This is a genomic window from Mucilaginibacter sp., from assembly GCF_965225845.1.
Taxonomy (GTDB): Bacteria; Bacteroidota; Bacteroidia; order Sphingobacteriales; family Sphingobacteriaceae; genus Mucilaginibacter.
Genome location: NZ_CBDDBL010000002.1, coordinates 1,704,087 through 1,723,878 on the forward strand (window position 1 = coordinate 1,704,087; position 19,792 = coordinate 1,723,878).

Consider the following 19,792-nt stretch of genomic DNA (forward strand, 5'->3'; position numbering starts at 1 on the left):
ATTAATACCAAGCTTAAAAATAGGTTGAGATACCGAAACTTAACCCAGCCGTCGGACCTATTTGAGCACCGATTTTATTACCCGTAATATCGTTTTGTGTTTGCCTGCGGTAGTTTAAACGCAATACAGTTTGTGGGGTAGGCCTAAAACTAACTGCCGGCATTATACTCCATAAATCGTTAAACATTTTTTGACCCGTTGCAGCAAACACTCCATCGTTCCAATCCACATACTCTCCACGAACGGCTATGTTAACAGTAGCATTATCCCAATCCAAAATATGGCCGTGATAAATTGGTTGTACCACGTCAATAAATCCACCAAATTGCTTGTGCGCATACTCCGGTGAATAATCTGGTGGGATATCAACAAATACCCATGCCCACTCTGAGATTATGTTGGTATGTATACCGGGGATAGTACCGTTAAAGTTTACATCAAAAACATTAACACTTCTTTTATTATCAACCTGTGCTCCTTCAATACGCCAGGTATTGTAAACACCGCCCATATATGATAAACCAAGCTCACCAATCTTATCATTTCCGAATGATAATTTAGCTGTATAAAGTGGTTCGCCGCTGGCGCTTGTATTAAAGCGGGTTATGCTGCTTTTTGCTGCCGGTAAAAAAGTTTTACCTTCTGCATTATCAATAATAGAATCATTAAAACCGCCGGTTACATAAGCTTCATAACCATACATCCAATGGCCGATGTATTTTTTACCATATAACCCAAAGCCGGGATTGTTCCAGGTATCTGGCAGCATTTGCGTCATGGCAATTGGCCTGTCGGTAAATTCATATTTAGGGCCGTCATGATTTTCATTGAAACCACCTATCGGATTCAGGATCATACCTCCGCGTAAATTCAATAACGGATCGAACTCAATATCCAAAGCCGCGTATTCAACGCCAAACTCAGGGCCCGCGGCTTCGCCGGCGTCTCCGGAAGGATCATCTTCATATTCAATTTCAGATAAGAATTTAATATGCGGAGCGATAGTCGATGACACGAATAAACTAAACCTCCTGAACTGGAACTGGTCGCCATTGGTTATACCGGATGTATTGGTGTACTGCACATCAGATTCTACATATCCGCCAATAGAAATAGATGAACTACCGAGCTTTCTAAATGGACGATTATAAATAGCATCCATACTTAAACTATGCTTTGAAGTATCCTTTTTGGTAGGCGTGTTTAATAAACTTGTATCTATTTGTGCCGATGCCGGCTGAAAACTTAAGAGTAAAATTGTAATAAATAAGGTTGATAAAATTATTTTCATTTGAGAGAAATAAGGAGTTGATCATTTTGAACAATTACCGGGAAAGTACGCAAGTTTGTATCGGCAGGGCCATTCTGTACCTTGCCTGTGTCACTAAAAACACTGCCGTGTGCAGGGCATTCCAATTTATCACCGAATACCTGCAGCTCAGCCCCCTGGTGGGTGCAGCGCATTAATACTGCAGAGTAATCTGTTTCGGTAAAGCGGTACACACAAATTGGATATTTTAACCGCTCTTGCTGCACAACAATATATTTATTAAATAACCCTTTATTTTGAAAAGAAGCCATTGGTACAATCAGGTTTGAATTGTTGATAGTGCCGGTTACCATTTTGCTCGTACTACAACCTTCAAGCGCGCCAATTAATACCGACCCGCTTAAGCAAGCGAAGCCACATGTTTTTAAAAAATCTTTTCTTTCCATAATATGATTATAATGATTGCAGGAACTTTATAACGGCTGTTTGGTCTGATGATGAAAGTTTGTTGAAATTAGCCGAACTAACAGCCGATTCGCCGCCATGCATTTGTATTGCCTGCTGAATGCTATGCGCCCTGCCATCGTGCATTAAGTAAACGTCGCCGCCTTGTACCCCCGGTGCTAAACCTAAGCCCCATAATGGAGTAGTACGCCATTCAGATGTTAAAGCATCACCTTCAGTATAATGATCATCATCACCAGGCCCCATGTCATGTACCAGCAGATCTGTAAAAGGTTGGATTGTTTGGTAAGCAATAGACTGGATAGCTGAGTAACCGGTAGTTAAATTTGGTTTATGGCAATCAGCGCACCCAATTTTTGTAAACAAATTTTGTCCTTGTACAACAATCGGGTCTGTTGGGTTACGCTGTACAGGTGTTTGTAAGGCTGTTACATAAAATACCACAGAATAGAATGTAGCATTATCTATTTCAGGCGATGATGCTGCAACAGGTGGTGACTGATCAAGATAGTTATATGGATTTAGCGGCATATAAGTTGACGTAATACCCATATCATGATTATACGCCATTGCTACCTGTTGAAATAAGTTGTAAACAGCTCCTTTACGGCCAAAACGACAAATGTACTTACCATCGGACCTTGGAACGGAACCGTTTAAAGGCGTAACATATGAAGGAATGGTATTATAGTTAGGATGACCCCGGACACCATTAGGATTATTTACGTTTGCCCTTGCCATGGCAATAATTTCCGAATCAGGCACAGCTTCTAAAAATCCTACTCCTGATGTAATAGGCGCAATAAGCCTGGTACTGGTTGCGCCTGCAGGTATTTGTTCGGGTGTTAGGCCTGGTAAAGTAAAAGATCCTAATTGCGGTGCGCCTTCAGCTAAAAATTTATTTCCTGTAGTATCAGACTGGCCAAAACGGGTTAAAATGGTAAAAGGATGTCCCCTGTTATCGCTTGAATGGCAGCTTCCGCACGCTGTTGCGACAAAGTACGGACCTAAGCCGGTTGCTGAAGAACGGTTAGCAAAAAACTGGTCATTACCTGCCGAGAATAATATTGTCTGTGAATTATCAAGTGTTACAGGTCCGCATAAACCATATTCCGGATTTATCATTTCCGGGAATGCTTTTTTACATGAAGTAATTGATAGAACAGATATCGTAAGCGTAAAAACAAAGAGTGTAAGGATAAGTAAATTTCGTCTGCTCATAAGCGTGATAATTTGTATCTAAATTTTAATTCGATACAAAATAACATCTTATTTAGACTTAATCCAAATAAATATTAAAAAAACGGGTTTGAACGCTATCAATGACAAACATCACACAAAGATTTTGTTAAAAATCGGCAGTGGAAAGCCTGAATAGAAACCTGTCAACCTTAGATGAATAGAATACTCAGCTATTGATAAAGTTAAAACTTAAATAAAATATTGATTAGTACTTACCAACAATTACCTTGTAGAAGTTATCAAAATTTAAATATTTATTCGCCAGGTCTATCAGGTCTTCAGGCGTAATATTTTTAACAACTTCTGTGTAACGGTCATAATATTCATAACTTAAACCCGCAAAGTATAGGGTCTTAAATTTATCAGCATGAGAAAATACGTTCTCAAGGCTACCTAATAATGATCCTAACAGATAATTTTTCACTAATGCCAGTTCCTCTTCAGGAATTAATTCTGTTCTAAGCTTGTTGATCTCCTTCTCAATTTCGGCGACAGCTGCTTTGCAAACTTCGGCACCAACTTCTGTAGCTATAAACAAGGCACCGGAGTTTTTCATTGAACTCATGCCGGAGCCGATACCGTAAGTATAACCTTTGTCTTCACGAATATTAGCCATCAATCTTGATCCAAAATATCCGCCCAGAACAGTATTCAAAACCTGTACTGCCGGGAAATCAGGATGAGTTCGATTGATCAATGGCCTACCCATACGAATAGCAGATTGTAAAGCATCTGGTTTTTCAGTAAAATAAAAATGTTCTGTTGCTGATTTAATCTGAGGTTGTGTAGTATCAATGGTTTGACCTGTATTATCCCAGCTTTTATCAAAAGTTGATTTCAGCAGGTCAAGTGTTTCTTTTTCTATTTTACCCGCAATAATAATAGTACAATTTGAAGGCTGATACATTTGTTTATAATGTGCCAGCAAATCATCATTATTTAATTTTTTAAAGTCATCCGCTTTGGCAGCAAAACCATAAATGGTATCGCCATAAATAGCTTTATTAAAATTTCTGCGGGCAATGATATCATTCTTTTGCAGGCTTACTTGTAGCTTTTGCTGTTGGTTGCGTACATAAGTTTCTAACTCTCTTTCAGGGAAAATAGAATTGGTGAGGATATCCTTAATGATTGGTAATGTATTTGACAGGTGCTTGTTTAAACTGAATAACGTTACTTCAGAAGTATCATAACCATATTCTGCTTGTAAAAAGGCGCCGTAAAAATCTATCGTGTCAGCGATTTGAGCAGCAGTCATGTTAGCAGTACCTTCGCTTAGCATACTATTTGTAGCCACATTTAGCAGCGGTTTGGAAGGGTTAAAACGAAGGTTATTAAATATCCACTCAATCCGTACCAACTCCGCATCACCGGAATTAAGGCAATAAATATTACAACCATTGCTCAATTTTGTATGCTCTGGCTGTAATAATGTAATATGATCTATAGCCTTAAATTCAGGCGCTTGTTTTCTGTTTATGTTCATTTGTTTATTAGTTCGTTGGTTCATCGCTAAGCATGGTCAATTGATTGACTTGCAGGCTAATTAACCGCTTCGGCCAAATAAATAAGTGTTGATGAATTATCTTTTCGGAATAATTTATTTGCCTGTTCTTTTATGTCAGCAGCTGTTATAGCAAGATATTTCTCAGTTTCGTGATTTATCATGTCCGCATCGCCTAATAATTCGCTCCAGGCAAGGTTCATGCCTTTTTCAAGCAACGACATTTCGGAAAATATCATCGTTGATTCGGTTTTGTTTTTTACCTTGGTTAACTCGTCAGCAGCTATGTCATTAGTTTTAATAATTTCCAACTGATCCCATATAGCTGCTTCTGCCTGCTCAATACTAACATTTTCAAGTGGCTTACCCTCAAAAACAAACATGCCGGTATCTATACTTCCGCTGATGTAAGCATGAACATCGCTGAATACCTGTTTTTCCTTAACTAAAGCTTTGTATAAACGCGATGAATGCCCGCGGGAAAGTATATCCGACATCAGTTCAATCGCATAGTAACTTTTATGCATCCTGCCTTCCATCTGGAATGCGATGTATACATCATTCAGCGGAACTTTAGCGGTAACGGTTTCGCGTCGTTCCTCGTGTTGAGGATCTTCTTTTGGAAGATCACGATGATATTTTTTACCTGCGGGTATCAATCCAAACCATTTTTCGGATAATGCTTTTACCTGCGCTAAAGTAACATCGCCCCCAACAACCATAATGGCATTTTGCGGGTTATAATGTTTTTTAAAGAAGGCCTTAACATCCTCTATTTTAGCGTCTTCTATATGCTTAATTTCTTTACCGATAGTAGCCCAGCGATATGGGTGCTTTTTGTAAACCAGCGGGCGTAATTTTAACCACACATCGCCATAAGGTTGATTAAGGTAGCGCTGCTTAAACTCCTCAATTACCACATTTCGTTGTACTTCAAGGCTTTTTTTACTGAATGCAAGGCTTAGCATGCGGTCGCTTTCCAGCCAAAATGCGGTTTCTAAATTAGCAGATGGCAAGGTTATATAGTAATTCGTAATATCATTACTTGTAAAGGCATTATTTTCACCACCAACCCTTTGCAAAGGTTCATCATAGCTTGGGATATTTACCGAGCCGCCAAACATCAGGTGTTCAAATAAATGCGCAAAGCCGGTTTGTTCAGGGTCTTCATCGCGGGCGCCAACATCATATAAAATGTTTAGCACAGCCATTGGTGTTGTATGGTCTTCGTGAACTATTACACGAAGGCCGTTATAAAGTGTGAAACGATCAAATTTAACCATGTAGTAATATTCCGTTTAAAAACGGGTGGACAAATGTATAATTTTTGACGTAAGGATATAAATTTTTTGATTTGTAAGCTAAAAATTAACTTGTTATTTTGCATATTAATGACGCAGGCTGAGCTAATATTACAACTGACCAATACGGTTGGTAAAATAAAGGTTAATAAGCTACAGTTATAAAATAAACAAGATTTTGCATTGCAGGATTTGATCGATCTCACTTTTTAATACTGATAAAATATTAGCATTCAGGTCAGCATGGTTACTTGAGAATCTATTATTAATCAATCCAGTAATTTATTTGCCTGAAATTGATTACCTGGTTGATAAAATTAAGATTATAAAACACCCAGGCTGCCAAAGGCATTATGCTAAGATCATCATGCATCTTACTTCACACAATGCTCACTATTCAATAAAAGATCGACTTGAATATCTAGATTTAGAACCAGTTGTTGAACAGTGCTTTGATTGGATGATCGACCCTAAGGTTTTAATTGCAGTTAAAGTATTTGCTGCCGAAGCCCTTTTTAATTTAAGTTACAGTTACCCATGGATTGCTGAAGAGCTTATCAATCAACTCTATTTCCTCTTGAATAACGGTTCTGCGGCCATACAATCGTTCGGCCGGAAATTATTCATCGCCCTTAAAGCGACTTAACTTGCGCTGCTGCTGTTATCCGGGTTATTGGTACCTACACTTCCAATTTCGCTGTCGGCCGTAGGCTTATCCTCACGGTGTAAATGATCGCTAACCTGTTCGTGGTTCAGTTTTGCCTGTATAGCAGATGAGCTGGTATTAGCATAAGCACCAAAAGCGTTGATCAGTACGCCTTTCAAATTATATTTATCTGACGTTACTGCGTAAACAATCGACATGTCAGACGGATTGGTTTGACCCTCGAAGCGATAGAATTCATCTATTACGAAGTCATCAGCCGTCATTTTAATATGTTTTTCTTTATCATCAATGGTCTCACCTTCAAGGCTCAAATTTTCGGTGTAACCACGTTTCATTAAATCGTTAGTAGCTTCTACTAAATTGTTATATGTTGTCATGACTGGATTTTTTAGTTGATTATTATAACAACCTATTCATTATAGGTTTGTTTTTAGATTATGACAAATATCAAGCCACCAAAATTTAATATGATTAATACCAATTCTTTTCTTAATAAATGGACTATATTTATCATTTTATATTAAACTTGATTAAACTTTACCCTTTCCCTCTAATTAAAAAATGAAATCCCTTAACCTTATTATTTTATTTTTGGCTATTACCTGTGGTTTATGCCATGCCCAAGGTCAGGTTGCTGATACACACCCCGCGGCAATTATTTATATTGTAGACCCACAAAGCGGCCAGGAAGTTTTGGCGCAAGGCGATGCAGCCGTTTTATTTAAAGATGCTTTTGTTGACCTGGTTAGCAATACCACGCATGCAAAGGTATCTATGGCGCCAGGCCACAAAACGTTGACCATTACACAAATGGATCCATCTGCCGGTAATGCCTATCAGCTTACACTCGATACCAAAATCTTTGGGCAAACCGTAAATGTGTATACATTCTCTTATAATGTTGATCAGAATACCTTATATTATTTTAATAAAGATGCTCAAAACTGGGAGCCTGAATTAATACAGGGATACAATGTTACAAACCTGAACAATTGCCTTGCCTTTAGTAAGTTTAACGAGCAAGCGCCATCAGGCCCACCGGTTCCTGCCGGAATAGGACAAACTGCTAACAACGATCAGCAAGCTGACGCCGATCAATCGGTTCAGGCAGATAACGCGCCACCTGTTTTGCAAACTGACGATCAACCGGAATGCCCGGTAGACGGTTACCTTTGGCAGCCGGGATATTGGGCCTTTAACCCGGCTGGTGGTTACTATTGGGTACACGGAACCTGGGTAGCTCCACCACAAACAGGTTTATTGTGGACCCCTCCTTACTGGGGTTATGAAAACGGGATTTATTTATTTCACCACGGTTATTGGGGAGCCGAAGTTGGCTATTATGGTGGAATATCTTACGGCTATGGTTATGGCGGACACGGTTATTATGGAGGGAACTGGTATGGCGGGCACTTTAGATATAACACAGCTGTAGTACGCGTAAACGTAAATGTTGTGCATAATACTTATGTAGACCGCACCGTGGTAGAAACACACCCGCCAGCACGAGTTAGCTTTAACGGACCGGGTGGTGTAAATGCACGCCCAACTCCAAAGGAGTTGCAAGTTTCCACTCAAAATCACATTGTTGATAACAGGCAAAATCCAAAAGCCTTTACACCGTCAAGACCGGTTAGTGATAACAACAACATCCTAAGAGGCAATAATAACAATAATGCCCGACCTGGTGGTATGAATAATAATGCAAATGTACAAGGCGGTGCAAATAATACCGCAAAGCCTGCTGGTGGTAATAATAACACAACCTTACAAAAAGGGCCGAACAGTAATTATACCAACGGTAATGCTAATAACAATGTGCCAAAAGTACCGGTAAATCCTATGGGTAACAGAACACCTAGTGTAAATAATCAGCAATATTCACCAAATAACAGGCAACAAGGTGTAAATACTTATGGCAAAAAACCTTCACAACCGGCTAAAACATATAACTCAAAAGCGCCTGCTAAATCTGAAGACAAAAAACAATAAATTTTCTGTTCTGCAGAGAAACAACATTATTACTAAACAAAAGAGCTTCCCAAGGGAAGCTCTTTTTATACATGATGGATTTAACTCTATTAAATTTCGGCTGTTTCTTGCGTATTCAGAAAAACAAAGTTGTTATCAAATACATCCAATTTTATCTTGCTGTCGCGATCAACCTTTCCGGAAAGGATTTGTTTTGACAGTTCATTCAATATCCGTTTTTGAATAACCCTTTTCAATGGCCTTGCGCCAAACTGCGGATCATAACCCAGTTGCGCCAGCCAATCTAAAGCTTCTTCTGTTGCATCAAGCGTTACACCCATATCTGCAAGCGTTGCTTGTACGTGCCTGAATTGTAGTTTAACTATTTCACCGATCTCGTTACGGGTAAGTGGTGTAAACATAATGATCTCATCTATCCTGTTCAAAAACTCCGGACGGATAGTTTTCCTCAACAGATCAAATATTTCATTCTTTGTTTTGGCGAGAATGTTATCACGGTTGTCATCTTCCAAATTCTGGAAGTTTTCTTGGATGATATTTGACCCGATATTAGAGGTCATGATGATAATCGTGTTCTTGAAATTCACCAATCGTCCTTTGTTGTCTGTTAGTCTTCCATCGTCCAAAACCTGTAAAAGAATATTGAATACATCAGGATGTGCCTTTTCGATCTCGTCCAATAAGATCACACTATAAGGCCTGCGACGAACAGCTTCTGTTAATTGCCCGCCTTCATCATAACCCACGTAACCCGGAGGCGCTCCTATCAATCTTGATACCGCATGGCGTTCCTGGTATTCGCTCATATCTATCCTCACCATGGCTTGCTCATCATTAAATAAATAATCAGCAAGGGCTTTAGCAAGTTCGGTTTTACCAACGCCTGTGGTTCCTAAAAATATGAATGAACCTATAGGCTTCTTTTTATCCTGTAACCCGGCACGGCTGCGGCGGATAGCATCACTTATCGCCTCTATAGCTTCCTCTTGCCCTGCTACCCGTTTGTGCAGCTCGTCTTCCAGGTTTAATAATTTTTCACGTTCACTTTGGATCATTTTACTAACCGGGATACCTGTCCAGCGTGAAACCACACCTGCAATATCATCGGCCGTAACTTCTTCCTTAAGCATCCGGCTTTCAGACTGATTTTCTAATAAAGCCGCTTTCAGTTTTTCAACTTCTGCCTGCGCTTCAATTATAGTTCCGTAGCGTAATTCAGCTACTTTACCATAATCGCCTGCCCTTTCAGCTTGTTCAGCTTCCAGTTTATAGTTTTCAATCTGCTCAACTTTTAGGTTAATGCCATCTACCAGGTCTTTTTCTCCCTGCCATTTTGCCCGTAATGAATCACGCTCGGCAGATAGATTAGCTATTTCCTCACTTAATGCTGATACTTTTTGTGTATCCTTTTCACGTTTGATGGCTTCGCGCTCAATCTCCAACTGCATGATCTTACGCTCCAATTCATCTACAGCTTCGGGTACTGAATCCATTTCCAAACGCAGTTTGGATGCAGCTTCGTCCATTAAATCGATGGCTTTATCCGGTAAAAACCGGTCGGCAATATAACGTTGTGACATTTCAACAGCGGCAATAATAGCTTCGTCTTTTATCCGTACCTTATGGTGCGCCTCGTAGCGTTCCTTCAATCCGCGAAGGATGGAGATCGCATCCTGGGTGTCCGGTTCATCCACCAGCACCATCTGGAAACGGCGTTCCAAAGCTTTATCTTTTTCAAAGTATTTTTGATATTCGTTTAACGTCGTTGCACCAATCGCCCTTAATTCACCACGGGCCAACGCGGGCTTTAATATATTGGCAGCATCCATAGCGCCTTCGCCACCACCTGCACCAACGAGTGTATGTATCTCATCAATAAACAATACGATCTCACCATCGGCCTGGATAACTTCTTTGATGACTGACTTTAAACGTTCTTCAAATTCGCCTTTATACTTGGCACCTGCGATTAGAGCGCCCATATCTAACGAGTAGACAGTCTTTGATTTGAGACTTTCCGGCACATCACCTTTAATTATCCTAAAGGCAATGCCTTCGGCAATGGCAGTTTTACCCACTCCCGGTTCACCAACTAAAATTGGGTTATTTTTTGTCCTGCGGGATAAGATCTGGATCACGCGGCGAATTTCTTCATCACGGCCAATAACAGGGTCGAGTTTACCTGAACCTGCATATTCATTCAGATTGCGGGCATATTTATTTAAAGCATTATACGTTGCTTCTGCATTTTGATCGGTCACCTTGTTATCACCACGCAAACTTACGATGGCTTTTTTAAGATTTTTTTCGTTAACGCCGAAATCCTTTAGTACGCTGCTTGTTGCATCGCCTGCGGCTAAAATCCCTAATAAGATATGTTCTACAGATACAAAGTCGTCCTTAAACTCTTTCAAATACGATTGCGCTTTTTGTAAAGCAGTATTTGATGCAGATGACAAATAAACATTGCTACCGCTAACTTTCGGGTATGAAGCAATTTGCTGATCTAATATTTCATTTAGCCTGTTAAGGTTAACGTTAAGCTTTTTCAGTAAGTACGAAATAACATTTTCATCAACCAGCAATAAGCCTTTCAGTAAGTGGGCAGGTTCAATTGCCTGTTGTTGATTGCCGCTGGTTATTTCGGAAGCTTTTTGTACAGCTTCCTGCGCTTTTATGGTAAAGTTGTTAAAGTTCATAGTGATTAATACTATTCAAAAAGTCGACCATCTGTTAGTTTATGAAAAATTGTCATCTAAAAACAAAACCTCATGCCCTTTTGGCAATAGAAATTATCATATTCGTTGATCAAACAACAAATATCCGGATTGGAAAGTTTTAGTGAGACACAATTGGGAAAGGACTTCTGCAATGATTTTATATTATAAATTCATTATTTTTGAATAAATTTTACAGCTACAAAATTGGATACCCCTTCTTTAAAAAAGATCCCGAATAAGTATGCAGTTGCATATAGAAATAACTACACACTGCAAAATTTAATAGCGGTACGTACCTGCAGCGCTATTTTCTGGGTTCTGAATTTAATTATCCGTACGCTGTATCTTATTTTTCCGGAAAGCCTTACCAAGGCTCAAAATTTCCCGGAATTTAATTTTACCAACTGGATATACATTATCGTAACCCCACTGTTTTTTATAGGTAGCTACCTGTTGATAGTTTACTATAAAAAGAATCGTAAGGCATTGGCAATAATAGGTATTTTCGTGTTTCTGTTTTATTTATACCTTATTTGTTGCGGTATCATTTCAAGTTTTATCACTACTTCCGATCCAAGCAATGCACTTACTTTATATATGGTACCATTGGTAATTGTAAGTGCCGTATTTGTGTTCGAGCTTTATGAAACTATCCTGTTGATTATTGCAATAGGGTTTGTATTTACAGCTATGCTAATATATGCGCAAGTAAGCCCAACGGAGATTGTTTATAATGAACTGATTTCCATCATATTATTGTGTGGGTTTTATTTAACCTCCCGATACTTTTATTCTTACAAAGCCAATTATTATAAACAGGTAATTGAGATCAGTGAGAAAAATAATGAAATAGAGAATGCAGCCGTATTTAAGAATCAGGTATTAGGTATGGTAGCACACGATTTGCGAAATCCATTAGCCGCGGTTGAATCAACAGCTATGATAATGGAAATGGAGGAAGTTGATGCGGAAACGCGTGAAAATATCAATATTATAAAAGAATCATGCGTTAAAGCCCGCGGGATAATTCTTGACCTGCTTGAAGCTGCCAGGAACGATGATCAAAGTATTGTAGAAACCACGCAGGTTGATTTGAACTTATTTATAAGAAAAATTATTGACAGCTGGAAAATCCATAATGAAACCCGGAATGTAATTACTTTTAACAGCACTTACATTCCCCTGTACGTTGATATAAACAAGGAAAAATTCCACAGAGTAATGGATAACCTTATTAGCAATGCGCTTAAATTTTCAAAAGAAAACGATAAGGTTGAGATACAGCTTGACAAGGAAAATAAGGTGGCCATTATTGAGGTGAAAGATCATGGACTTGGCATACCTAAAGATATGTTGCCACATTTATTCGAAAGGTTTTCAAAGGCCGGGCGAACAGGTTTACACGGCGAACAATCAACCGGGCTTGGTTTAAGTATTGTGAAACAAATAGTTGAACGCCATAAAGGCAAAATTGAAGTGAAGAGCATTGAAAATCAAGGTTCAACCTTTACTATAAAATTGCCTGCACTAAACTAATTACTCCACTCCTTTTATGTTCATTTTAAGAGCGTATAATGCCTTTGATGCAGTTATAAACAATATATCCTTGTATTTACCACCAAAACATAAGTTAGCTGTCCATGGTTCATTAATAATAATGTGCGCTATCTTTTTCCCTTTAGGGTCATAAATGGTAACGCCATTTCCGCATAAATAAATATTGCCCCTTTCATCAAGTGTTATTCCGTCAGCTCCTTGTTGAATTATCAATTGCCGGTCACTCAAAGTCCCGTTTTTGTTAATGGTATATTTATAAGTTTTATTAGCGCCTATGTCGGCAACATATAAATATTTGCCATTAGGTGTACCAACAATTCCATTAGGCTTTTTTATTGTGCTGTCGACAACTATCGGCTGTCCACTATTTTTAGGTAGATAATAAACCTTTTCGCCATCAAGGTCAGGTTTAACCCTTTCCCAGTAATCGCGCTGGTAATACGGATCTGTCATATAAATGCCGCCTTTGGCGTCTATCCAAATATCGTTAGGCCCGTTCATCAAATGCCCTCTAACATTTGTAAGCAACACATTTATTTTTTTTTGTGGGCTGATACTCCATAGCTGGTCGTGTTCATCGGCACAAGTAACCAGGTTACCCTGGTGATCGAAATACATACCATTTGACCTGCCCGCGCTATCTAAAAAAATCGAAAGCTTACCATTTATATCGTATTCCCATATTTTATTATCGGGTTGATCGGTAAAAAATACATTTCCCTTTTTATCTACCGATGCACCTTCAGTAAAAGTAAATTGACGCGAAATTAATTGTGGTTTTGCTGTAGTATCGTACAACAATTTATCTTGCTGCGCGGCTGCGTTAAATGAAATTGCAAATAATAAAATGCCGGCAAATAACTTAAAGATCTTCATTCACTATAAATAGATTAATCGAATATTATATAAACAAAAAAAGGAGCATAAAGCTCCTTTTTTGTTTATATGCTAATGTAATAACTTATTTCTTAAAATGCTCAATAATTAAATTGGCAAGTTCTACACCTATTCTTTCCTGTGCTTCGTTAGTTGCAGCGCCAATATGCGGTGTAAGGGAAATTTTGGGATTTTTAAGGATCTCTTCGCGGGGGGTTGGTTCGTTATCGTAAACATCCAGTGCCGCAAAAGAAACCTGGCCGCTGTTCAAAGCATCAACCAAAGCCAATTCGTCAATCAATCCACCGCGTGAAGCGTTAACAAGGCCTACGCCTTTTTTCATTTGCGCTAATTCCGCGGCACCTATAAGGGCTTTGTCTACAAATGGCGTGTGCAGGGTGATGAAATCAGCTGTTTTGATGATCTCTTCTAACGTTGCTGTTTTAACTGATGCGTTTACTTTGATGCCTCCGCCTAAAACCAGTTCCAATTCAGGTTTGAAAGGGTATAGATCATAAGCCAATACATCCATACCAACACCGACAGCGATCTTAGCTACTTCGCGACCGATACGGCCAAAGCCTACAATACCTAAAGTTTTACCGCGAAGCTCAACACCTTTAGCATAAGCTTTTTTCAGATCGTTGAATTTTGTTGCACCTTCTACCGGCATTTTGCGGTTACTGTCTGCCAAAAAGCGAACACCGCCGAATAATTGCGCGAACACCAATTCAGCAACTGATAATGAAGATGAAGCAGGCGTATTATATACGCCTATACCTTTTTCTTTGGCATAGTCAACATCAATATTGTCAACACCTACACCACCACGGCCAATCAGTTTAAGGTTTGGTGTGGCATCTATTAAAGCCTTGCGAACTTTAGTAGCACTACGTACGGTGATCGCATCGTAGTTTTTTAATTTTTCAAGAAGCTCTTCCTGGGGAATGTTATTGGTATCTACTTCAAAACCGGCATCTTCCAGCATTTTTTTACCTACCGGATCGATACCATCGTTAGCTAATATTTTGATCATCTTATTTATTTCATTAGTCAATTGTCATGGATCATTGCCAAAACATGACTAATGACCAATGACAATTTACCGGATTACTTATTTTTTTCTGCAAATTCTCTCATGGCGTCAATCAGCACGTAAACGCTGGTGATTGGCAATGCATTGTATATAGATGCACGGAAACCGCCTACACTTCTGTGGCCTTTAATGCCAACTATACCTTTTTCGTCGCATAATTTAAGGAACGGTTTTTCATGCTCCGGGTTGTTTACTACGAAAGTTACGTTCATGTCTGAACGGTCTTCGGTAGCGCAAACCGGTTTGAAGATCGGGTTACGCTCGATCTCTTCATATAAAACAGTTGATTTTGCTTTGTTTTCCTTCTCGATAGCTTCAACACCGCCTTTTGATTTTAACCAGTTTAGCGTTAGCATTGAAACGTAGATCGCGAATACCGGCGGCGTATTGTACATTGAACCGCCCTCTATTTGTGATTGATAGTTAAGCATAGCAGGAATTTTACGGCCTGTTTTTCCTAAAATATCATTTTTAATAATAACCAAAGTAACACCGGCAGGGCCCATATTTTTTTGAGCTCCTGCGTAGATCAATCCAAAATCAGCAACGTTTACCTTGCGGCTGAATATATCCGATGACATATCACAAACCACCGGTATAGGTGATTTTGGGAACGTGTGCATTTGCGTGCCGTAGATAGTATTGTTTGACGTGAGGTGGAAATAAGCAGCATCCGCAGGAATGGTATAATCCTTAGGGATGTAAGTAAAATTGCTCTCTTTAGATGAAGCCACAACTTCTACCTCGCCAAAATATTTTGCCTCTTTTAAAGCTTTGTTCGCCCATACCCCTGACTCTACATAAGCAGCTTTGCCACCATCAGGTAACAGGTTATAAGGAGCCATAGCAAATTGCATGCTTGCGCCGCCTTGTAAAAATAAAACTGAGTATCCTTCGGGTACTTCGAAAAGTTCCTTTACCAGTTTTACAGCCTCGTTTAAAACCGCCTCAAACTCAGGAGCACGATGCGAAATTTCCAGAATGGATAAGCCTGTTCCTTTAAAATCGATTACACCGGCAGCTGCCTGTTTTAAGACCTCGTGAGGTAAAATGCCTGGTCCGGCACCAAAATTATGTTTCATGATTATTAGATTTATAGCTAAATACCTAATTGTTAATTTACTACTTAGCCGCGCCGAAGTTAATTAATTTGACAAAATATCTAATGATTATTTGCTTTTTTTTCAAAAGAATTACAATACCCTATAATTATAGTAGGGTTTATATTGCAAAATAAAATGATTTGGTCAGCTAAATTAATTAAGCTTGCTTTAAAGCGGCAATTGCTGCAAGTGGATCCGGATTAGAGAATACCGAACTACCCGCAACTAATACATTAGCGCCGGCTTCAACAAGCTTAGCGGCGTTATTAACATCAACCCCACCGTCAACTTCAATTAATAATTCGGTGTTATAGCGGCGTTTTAAAGCCTTGATATCACCCAATTTTTTATAAGTATTCTGGATGAATTTTTGCCCGCCAAAACCAGGATTGACCGACATAATGAGTACCATATCCAGGTCTAAAATAATATCTTCAAGGGATGCTACCGTTGTATGTGGATTTACAGCGACAGAGGCCTTACAACCGGCTTCCTTTATAGCTTGAATTGTACGATGCAGGTTAGGACAAGCCTCAAAATGAACCGTAATACTATCGGCACCGGCTTCTGCGAATTCTTTGATGTACCTATCAGGTTCTACGATCATTAAATGCACATCCAAAAACTTTTTGGCGTATTTTTTTACCGCTTTTAAAACCGGGAATCCAAAAGATATATTAGGTACAAAACGGCCATCCATTACATCCACGTGCATCCAATCGCCTTCGCTGCTGTTAAGCATTTCAACATCGCGCTGCAGGTTAGCAAAATCAGCTGATAAAATTGAAGGGGCTACTAAGTGATCCATAGTTAGTGATTAGAAACAGGAGATTGGAGATTAATTAATTATTGATGTTATATCGATATTCAAAGTTAGGTTTCTGTTTGGCTTATTCCTACCAAATCTCTATTCTTAATCACAATTCAACAACAGATCGTAATATTTCTTCATCAGCACAACATCGTAATTTACTAATGAATTGTATGCCTCGGCTACCAGCTCGTTCAAAATAGAAGAGCCAAGGTGCCCGCCCCCATTGGGGATAGAATCATAGTATTTTATCAGATCTTTAACCCTGATGATCTCATATAACAGGTGCTGAATAAGGTCGGTTTGTGAACCCGACTGTATCCCGCCCGAATTACTATTGAGAAAATCTAAAGGATCATTAGTAGTAGATGTCATTATTCAATACAGAACCGGCTTTTAATTAAAGGATTTAACCCCTATAACTATTTTAAATTAAAAAAAGAGCTAATTGTTTTAAAAATCCCAAAAAAAACTTCTATTCATAAGTAAAGCCCTCTTTTGGAGGGCTTTATAATTATAAGTAATTAAAATCACTGGTTTGCAGCTTCTGGCTTTGGCAATAAAGCTTTGCGTGAAAGCTTTAATTTACCTTGCTTATCTACATCAAGCAATTTAACACGAACCTCATCGCCAATCTGGAATATTCCATCCATAGTTTCGATACGACGGTGATCAATTTCAGAGATATGCAATAAACCATCTTTGCCCGGCATAATTTCAACAAATGCACCAAATGGCATAATTGATTTCACTTTACCTTCGTAAATTTCGCCAACTTCAGGTTTTGAAGCGATAGCTTTGATACGTGATACTGCTTTATCAATTGCCTCTTTGTTATCAGCAAATATTTGAACTACACCCTGGTTGCCAACTTCCTCGATAGAGATTGTAGCACCAGTTTCGCGTTGCATTTCCTGGATAATCTTTCCTCCCGGGCCGATTACCGCGCCAATGTACTCTTTATCAATACGGATAGTAATGATACGAGGTGCATGTGGTTTGTAATCTTCGCGTGGTGCAGTAAGCGTTTTAGCCATTTCACTAAGAATGTGTAAACGTCCTTCTTTAGCCTGGTTTAAAGCGTTTGTTAATACTTCGTATGATAAACCATTGATCTTCAAGTCCATTTGAACAGCAACGATACCATTTTTAGTACCTGTTACTTTAAAGTCCATATCACCCAAGTGATCTTCATCACCCAAAATATCAGAAAGGATAGCATATTTAGTACCCATTTCGTTAGTGATCAATCCCATGGCTATACCTGATACCGGGTTGGTAATTTTGATACCTGCATCCATCAACGCCAATGTACCGGCACAAACCGTAGCCATTGATGATGAACCGTTAGATTCTAAGATATCAGATACGATACGGATAGTGTATGGGTTTGCATCCTCAGCAGGCAATACACGTTTTAATGAACGCATAGCCAGGTTACCGTGGCCAATCTCACGACGGCCTGCTCCCCTGTTAGGGCGAACCTCACCTGTTGAGAAACCTGGGAAGTTATAGTGTAACAAGAATTTTTGATAGCCATTAATGAAGGCTCCATCAATCATTTGTTCGTCATCCTTAGCACCTAAAGTAACTGTGGTTAATGCTTGTGTTTCGCCACGGGTAAATATTGCTGAACCGTGTGCAGATGGCAAATAACCAACTTCGCTCCATATCGGGCGGATCTGGGTAGTTGTACGGCCGTCTAAACGTTTGCCTTCATCTAATACCAGGTTACGGATAGCATCATACTCTACATCATGGAAATATTTTTTTGCTAATGATTTGGTGATCTCATCGATCTCGCCTAAAGTAGCAATGTATTCGTCGCGTACGGCTTTAAATTTAGCGCCACGCTCGTCTTTACCTGAAGCTTCAGCAGCGATAGCGTAAACTTTATCATAAGTAGCAGCGTAGATAGCTTTCTCTAACTCATCATTGCTGTGCTCGTGGCTATAAACACGTTTTTCTGTTTTTCCAACTTCAATAGTTAATTGTTTTTGGATAAAACATTGTACTTTAATGGCTTCGTGTGCGAATTTGATAGCCTCAACCAATTCAGCTTCCTGAATTTCAGCACTTTCGCCTTCAACCATGTTAATGTCGTGTTCGCTACCGGCAACAATAAACTCTAAAGTTGCATTTTGTAATTGCGTTAAAGTTGGATTGATAACTAATTTACCGTCAACTTTAGCAACACGAACCTCAGATATAGGGCCATTGAAAGGGATATCAGAAACTGATAATGCCGCTGATGCCGCTAAACCAGCTAAACAATCGGGCATAATATCTTTATCAGCAGAGATCAAAGTTATCATCACTTGTGTGTCAGCATGATAATCTTCAGGGAACATTGGGCGCAATGCGCGGTCAACCAAACGGGAGATCAAAACCTCATAGTCTGATAAACGGGCCTCACGACGTAAAAAACCACCGGGTATACGACCAGTGGCAGCGTATTTTTCTTGATAATCAACAGAAAGCGGTAAAAAATCCACGCCTTCTTTTGCATCTGGCGATGAAACCACGGTAGCCAATAACATGGTATCACCCATTTTAATTACTACTGATCCATCAGCTTGTTTGGCCAGTTTTCCTGTTTCGATCTCGATGGTGCGGCCGTCACCTAAATCGATTACTTTTTTAATTACATTCATCTTTTTTGTGTTGTGATGCGCTTTCATCTTTAGGGCGCACCGGTTTTATTTTGTGTGTAAATATATTGTTTTTCAGTTGATAATTGCACCTGTTGACGCATGAAGAAAATTATTTGCGGCGCTTGGTTTATTAGGGGTAAAATATGGCGGGTAAAGTAAAAAAGCCATCTCCTTTGTTTTGAGACGGCTTTTTATTAAAAACTTTCAGATATTACTTAATGATATCCCTAAGCGCTAAGGCCTTGATGATAGCACGGTACCTGTTTATATCTTTTTTGTATAAGTAAGCAAGCAGCCCGCGGCGTTTACCTACCAATTTTTGAAGAGACAATTGGGTTGAAAAATCGTGTTTGTTCTTTTTTAAGTGCCCGGTTAAGTGAGCGATACGGTTGGTAAATAAAGCAACCTGTGCTTCGGTTGAACCTGAGTCGGTAGCTGATTTACCGTGTTTTTCGAAAATCTCTGATTTCCATTCTTTACTTAAATACATTACGTGAATAATACTAAAGCGATTAATAATTCTGTTAATTGTGG

17 protein-coding genes are annotated in these 19,792 nt (G+C 39.2%); 3 read left to right on the top strand and 14 right to left on the bottom strand.

Annotated elements, in window-relative coordinates:
* Positions 1 to 13: 13 nt before the first annotated feature.
* The 5 genes from ACYZ0U_RS11535 to ACYZ0U_RS11555 form a co-directional block, all read right to left on the bottom strand.
* Positions 14 to 1,291 (bottom strand): hypothetical protein, encoded by a 1,278-nt coding sequence (locus ACYZ0U_RS11535; RefSeq protein WP_461452350.1) that lies wholly within the window; start codon positions 1,289 to 1,291, stop codon positions 14 to 16.
* Positions 1,288 to 1,716 carry a Rieske (2Fe-2S) protein gene (locus ACYZ0U_RS11540; protein ID WP_461452352.1) on the bottom strand — a complete coding sequence of 143 codons (429 nt, stop codon included), beginning with the start codon at positions 1,714 to 1,716 and terminating at the stop codon, positions 1,288 to 1,290. Before ACYZ0U_RS11540 ends, ACYZ0U_RS11535 begins: the two co-directional genes overlap by 4 nt.
* A 7-nt stretch (positions 1,717 to 1,723) precedes the next feature.
* Positions 1,724 to 2,956: a di-heme oxidoredictase family protein gene (locus tag ACYZ0U_RS11545; protein ID WP_461452354.1), complete on the bottom strand. Its 1,233-nt coding sequence runs from the start codon at positions 2,954 to 2,956 to the stop codon at positions 1,724 to 1,726.
* Between the two features lie 226 nt (positions 2,957 to 3,182).
* Positions 3,183 to 4,463 (bottom strand): M16 family metallopeptidase, encoded by a 1,281-nt coding sequence (locus ACYZ0U_RS11550; protein ID WP_461452356.1) that lies wholly within the window; start codon positions 4,461 to 4,463, stop codon positions 3,183 to 3,185.
* A gap of 56 nt (positions 4,464 to 4,519) precedes the next feature.
* On the bottom strand, positions 4,520 to 5,764 hold the full coding sequence (locus ACYZ0U_RS11555) for a M16 family metallopeptidase (RefSeq protein ID WP_461452358.1): 1,245 nt from the start codon (positions 5,762 to 5,764) through the stop codon (positions 4,520 to 4,522).
* 304 nt (positions 5,765 to 6,068) lie between these two features.
* Here ACYZ0U_RS11555 and ACYZ0U_RS11560 point away from each other — a divergent pair, with 304 nt between their 5' ends.
* Positions 6,069 to 6,428: a hypothetical protein gene (locus ACYZ0U_RS11560; RefSeq protein WP_461452360.1), complete on the top strand. Its 360-nt coding sequence runs from the start codon at positions 6,069 to 6,071 to the stop codon at positions 6,426 to 6,428.
* Here the strand turns inward: ACYZ0U_RS11560 and ACYZ0U_RS11565 are convergent.
* Positions 6,425 to 6,826 (bottom strand): phosphoribosylpyrophosphate synthetase, encoded by a 402-nt coding sequence (locus ACYZ0U_RS11565; RefSeq protein ID WP_461452362.1) that lies wholly within the window; start codon positions 6,824 to 6,826, stop codon positions 6,425 to 6,427. The two genes, ACYZ0U_RS11560 and ACYZ0U_RS11565, sit on opposite strands and share 4 nt — an antisense overlap.
* A 184-nt stretch (positions 6,827 to 7,010) precedes the next feature.
* Between ACYZ0U_RS11565 and ACYZ0U_RS11570 the strand changes: the two genes are divergently transcribed.
* On the top strand, positions 7,011 to 8,441 hold the full coding sequence (locus ACYZ0U_RS11570; protein ID WP_461452364.1) for a YXWGXW repeat-containing protein: 1,431 nt from the start codon (positions 7,011 to 7,013) through the stop codon (positions 8,439 to 8,441).
* A gap of 89 nt (positions 8,442 to 8,530) precedes the next feature.
* Here the strand turns inward: ACYZ0U_RS11570 and clpB are convergent, their stop codons facing one another.
* A complete protein-coding gene (clpB, locus tag ACYZ0U_RS11575; RefSeq protein ID WP_461452366.1) occupies positions 8,531 to 11,140 on the bottom strand; it encodes an ATP-dependent chaperone ClpB in 2,610 nt (869 codons plus the stop codon).
* Positions 11,141 to 11,365: 225 nt separating this feature from the next.
* On the opposite strand from clpB, the gene ACYZ0U_RS11580 reads away from it, so the two are divergent.
* Entirely contained in the window at positions 11,366 to 12,697 is a 1,332-nt protein-coding gene (locus ACYZ0U_RS11580) for an ATP-binding protein (RefSeq protein WP_461452368.1), read from the top strand.
* Here the strand turns inward: ACYZ0U_RS11580 and ACYZ0U_RS11585 are convergent, their stop codons facing one another.
* From ACYZ0U_RS11585 to rpsO, 7 genes are all read right to left on the bottom strand, one after another.
* The gene (locus ACYZ0U_RS11585) at positions 12,698 to 13,594 is read right to left on the bottom strand and encodes an SMP-30/gluconolactonase/LRE family protein (protein ID WP_461452370.1); all 897 of its coding nucleotides are present in this window, start codon (positions 13,592 to 13,594) and stop codon (positions 12,698 to 12,700) included.
* A gap of 85 nt (positions 13,595 to 13,679) precedes the next feature.
* Positions 13,680 to 14,630, bottom strand: a complete 951-nt coding sequence (locus ACYZ0U_RS11590; protein WP_461452372.1) for a D-2-hydroxyacid dehydrogenase — start codon at positions 14,628 to 14,630, stop codon at positions 13,680 to 13,682.
* Positions 14,631 to 14,704: 74 nt separating this feature from the next.
* The gene (gene serC, locus ACYZ0U_RS11595; RefSeq protein ID WP_461452374.1) at positions 14,705 to 15,772 is read right to left on the bottom strand and encodes a 3-phosphoserine/phosphohydroxythreonine transaminase; all 1,068 of its coding nucleotides are present in this window, start codon (positions 15,770 to 15,772) and stop codon (positions 14,705 to 14,707) included.
* Between the two features lie 178 nt (positions 15,773 to 15,950).
* On the bottom strand, positions 15,951 to 16,601 hold the full coding sequence (rpe, locus tag ACYZ0U_RS11600) for a ribulose-phosphate 3-epimerase (protein ID WP_461452376.1): 651 nt from the start codon (positions 16,599 to 16,601) through the stop codon (positions 15,951 to 15,953).
* A 105-nt stretch (positions 16,602 to 16,706) separates the two neighbouring features.
* Positions 16,707 to 16,979, bottom strand: a complete 273-nt coding sequence (locus tag ACYZ0U_RS11605; RefSeq protein WP_461452378.1) for a hypothetical protein — start codon at positions 16,977 to 16,979, stop codon at positions 16,707 to 16,709.
* Between the two features lie 155 nt (positions 16,980 to 17,134).
* A complete protein-coding gene (gene pnp / locus ACYZ0U_RS11610) occupies positions 17,135 to 19,258 on the bottom strand; it encodes a polyribonucleotide nucleotidyltransferase (RefSeq protein WP_461452380.1) in 2,124 nt (707 codons plus the stop codon).
* Positions 19,259 to 19,469: 211 nt separating this feature from the next.
* Positions 19,470 to 19,748: a 30S ribosomal protein S15 gene (gene rpsO / locus ACYZ0U_RS11615; protein WP_158996309.1), complete on the bottom strand. Its 279-nt coding sequence runs from the start codon at positions 19,746 to 19,748 to the stop codon at positions 19,470 to 19,472.
* Between the last annotated feature and the right edge of the window lie 44 nt (positions 19,749 to 19,792).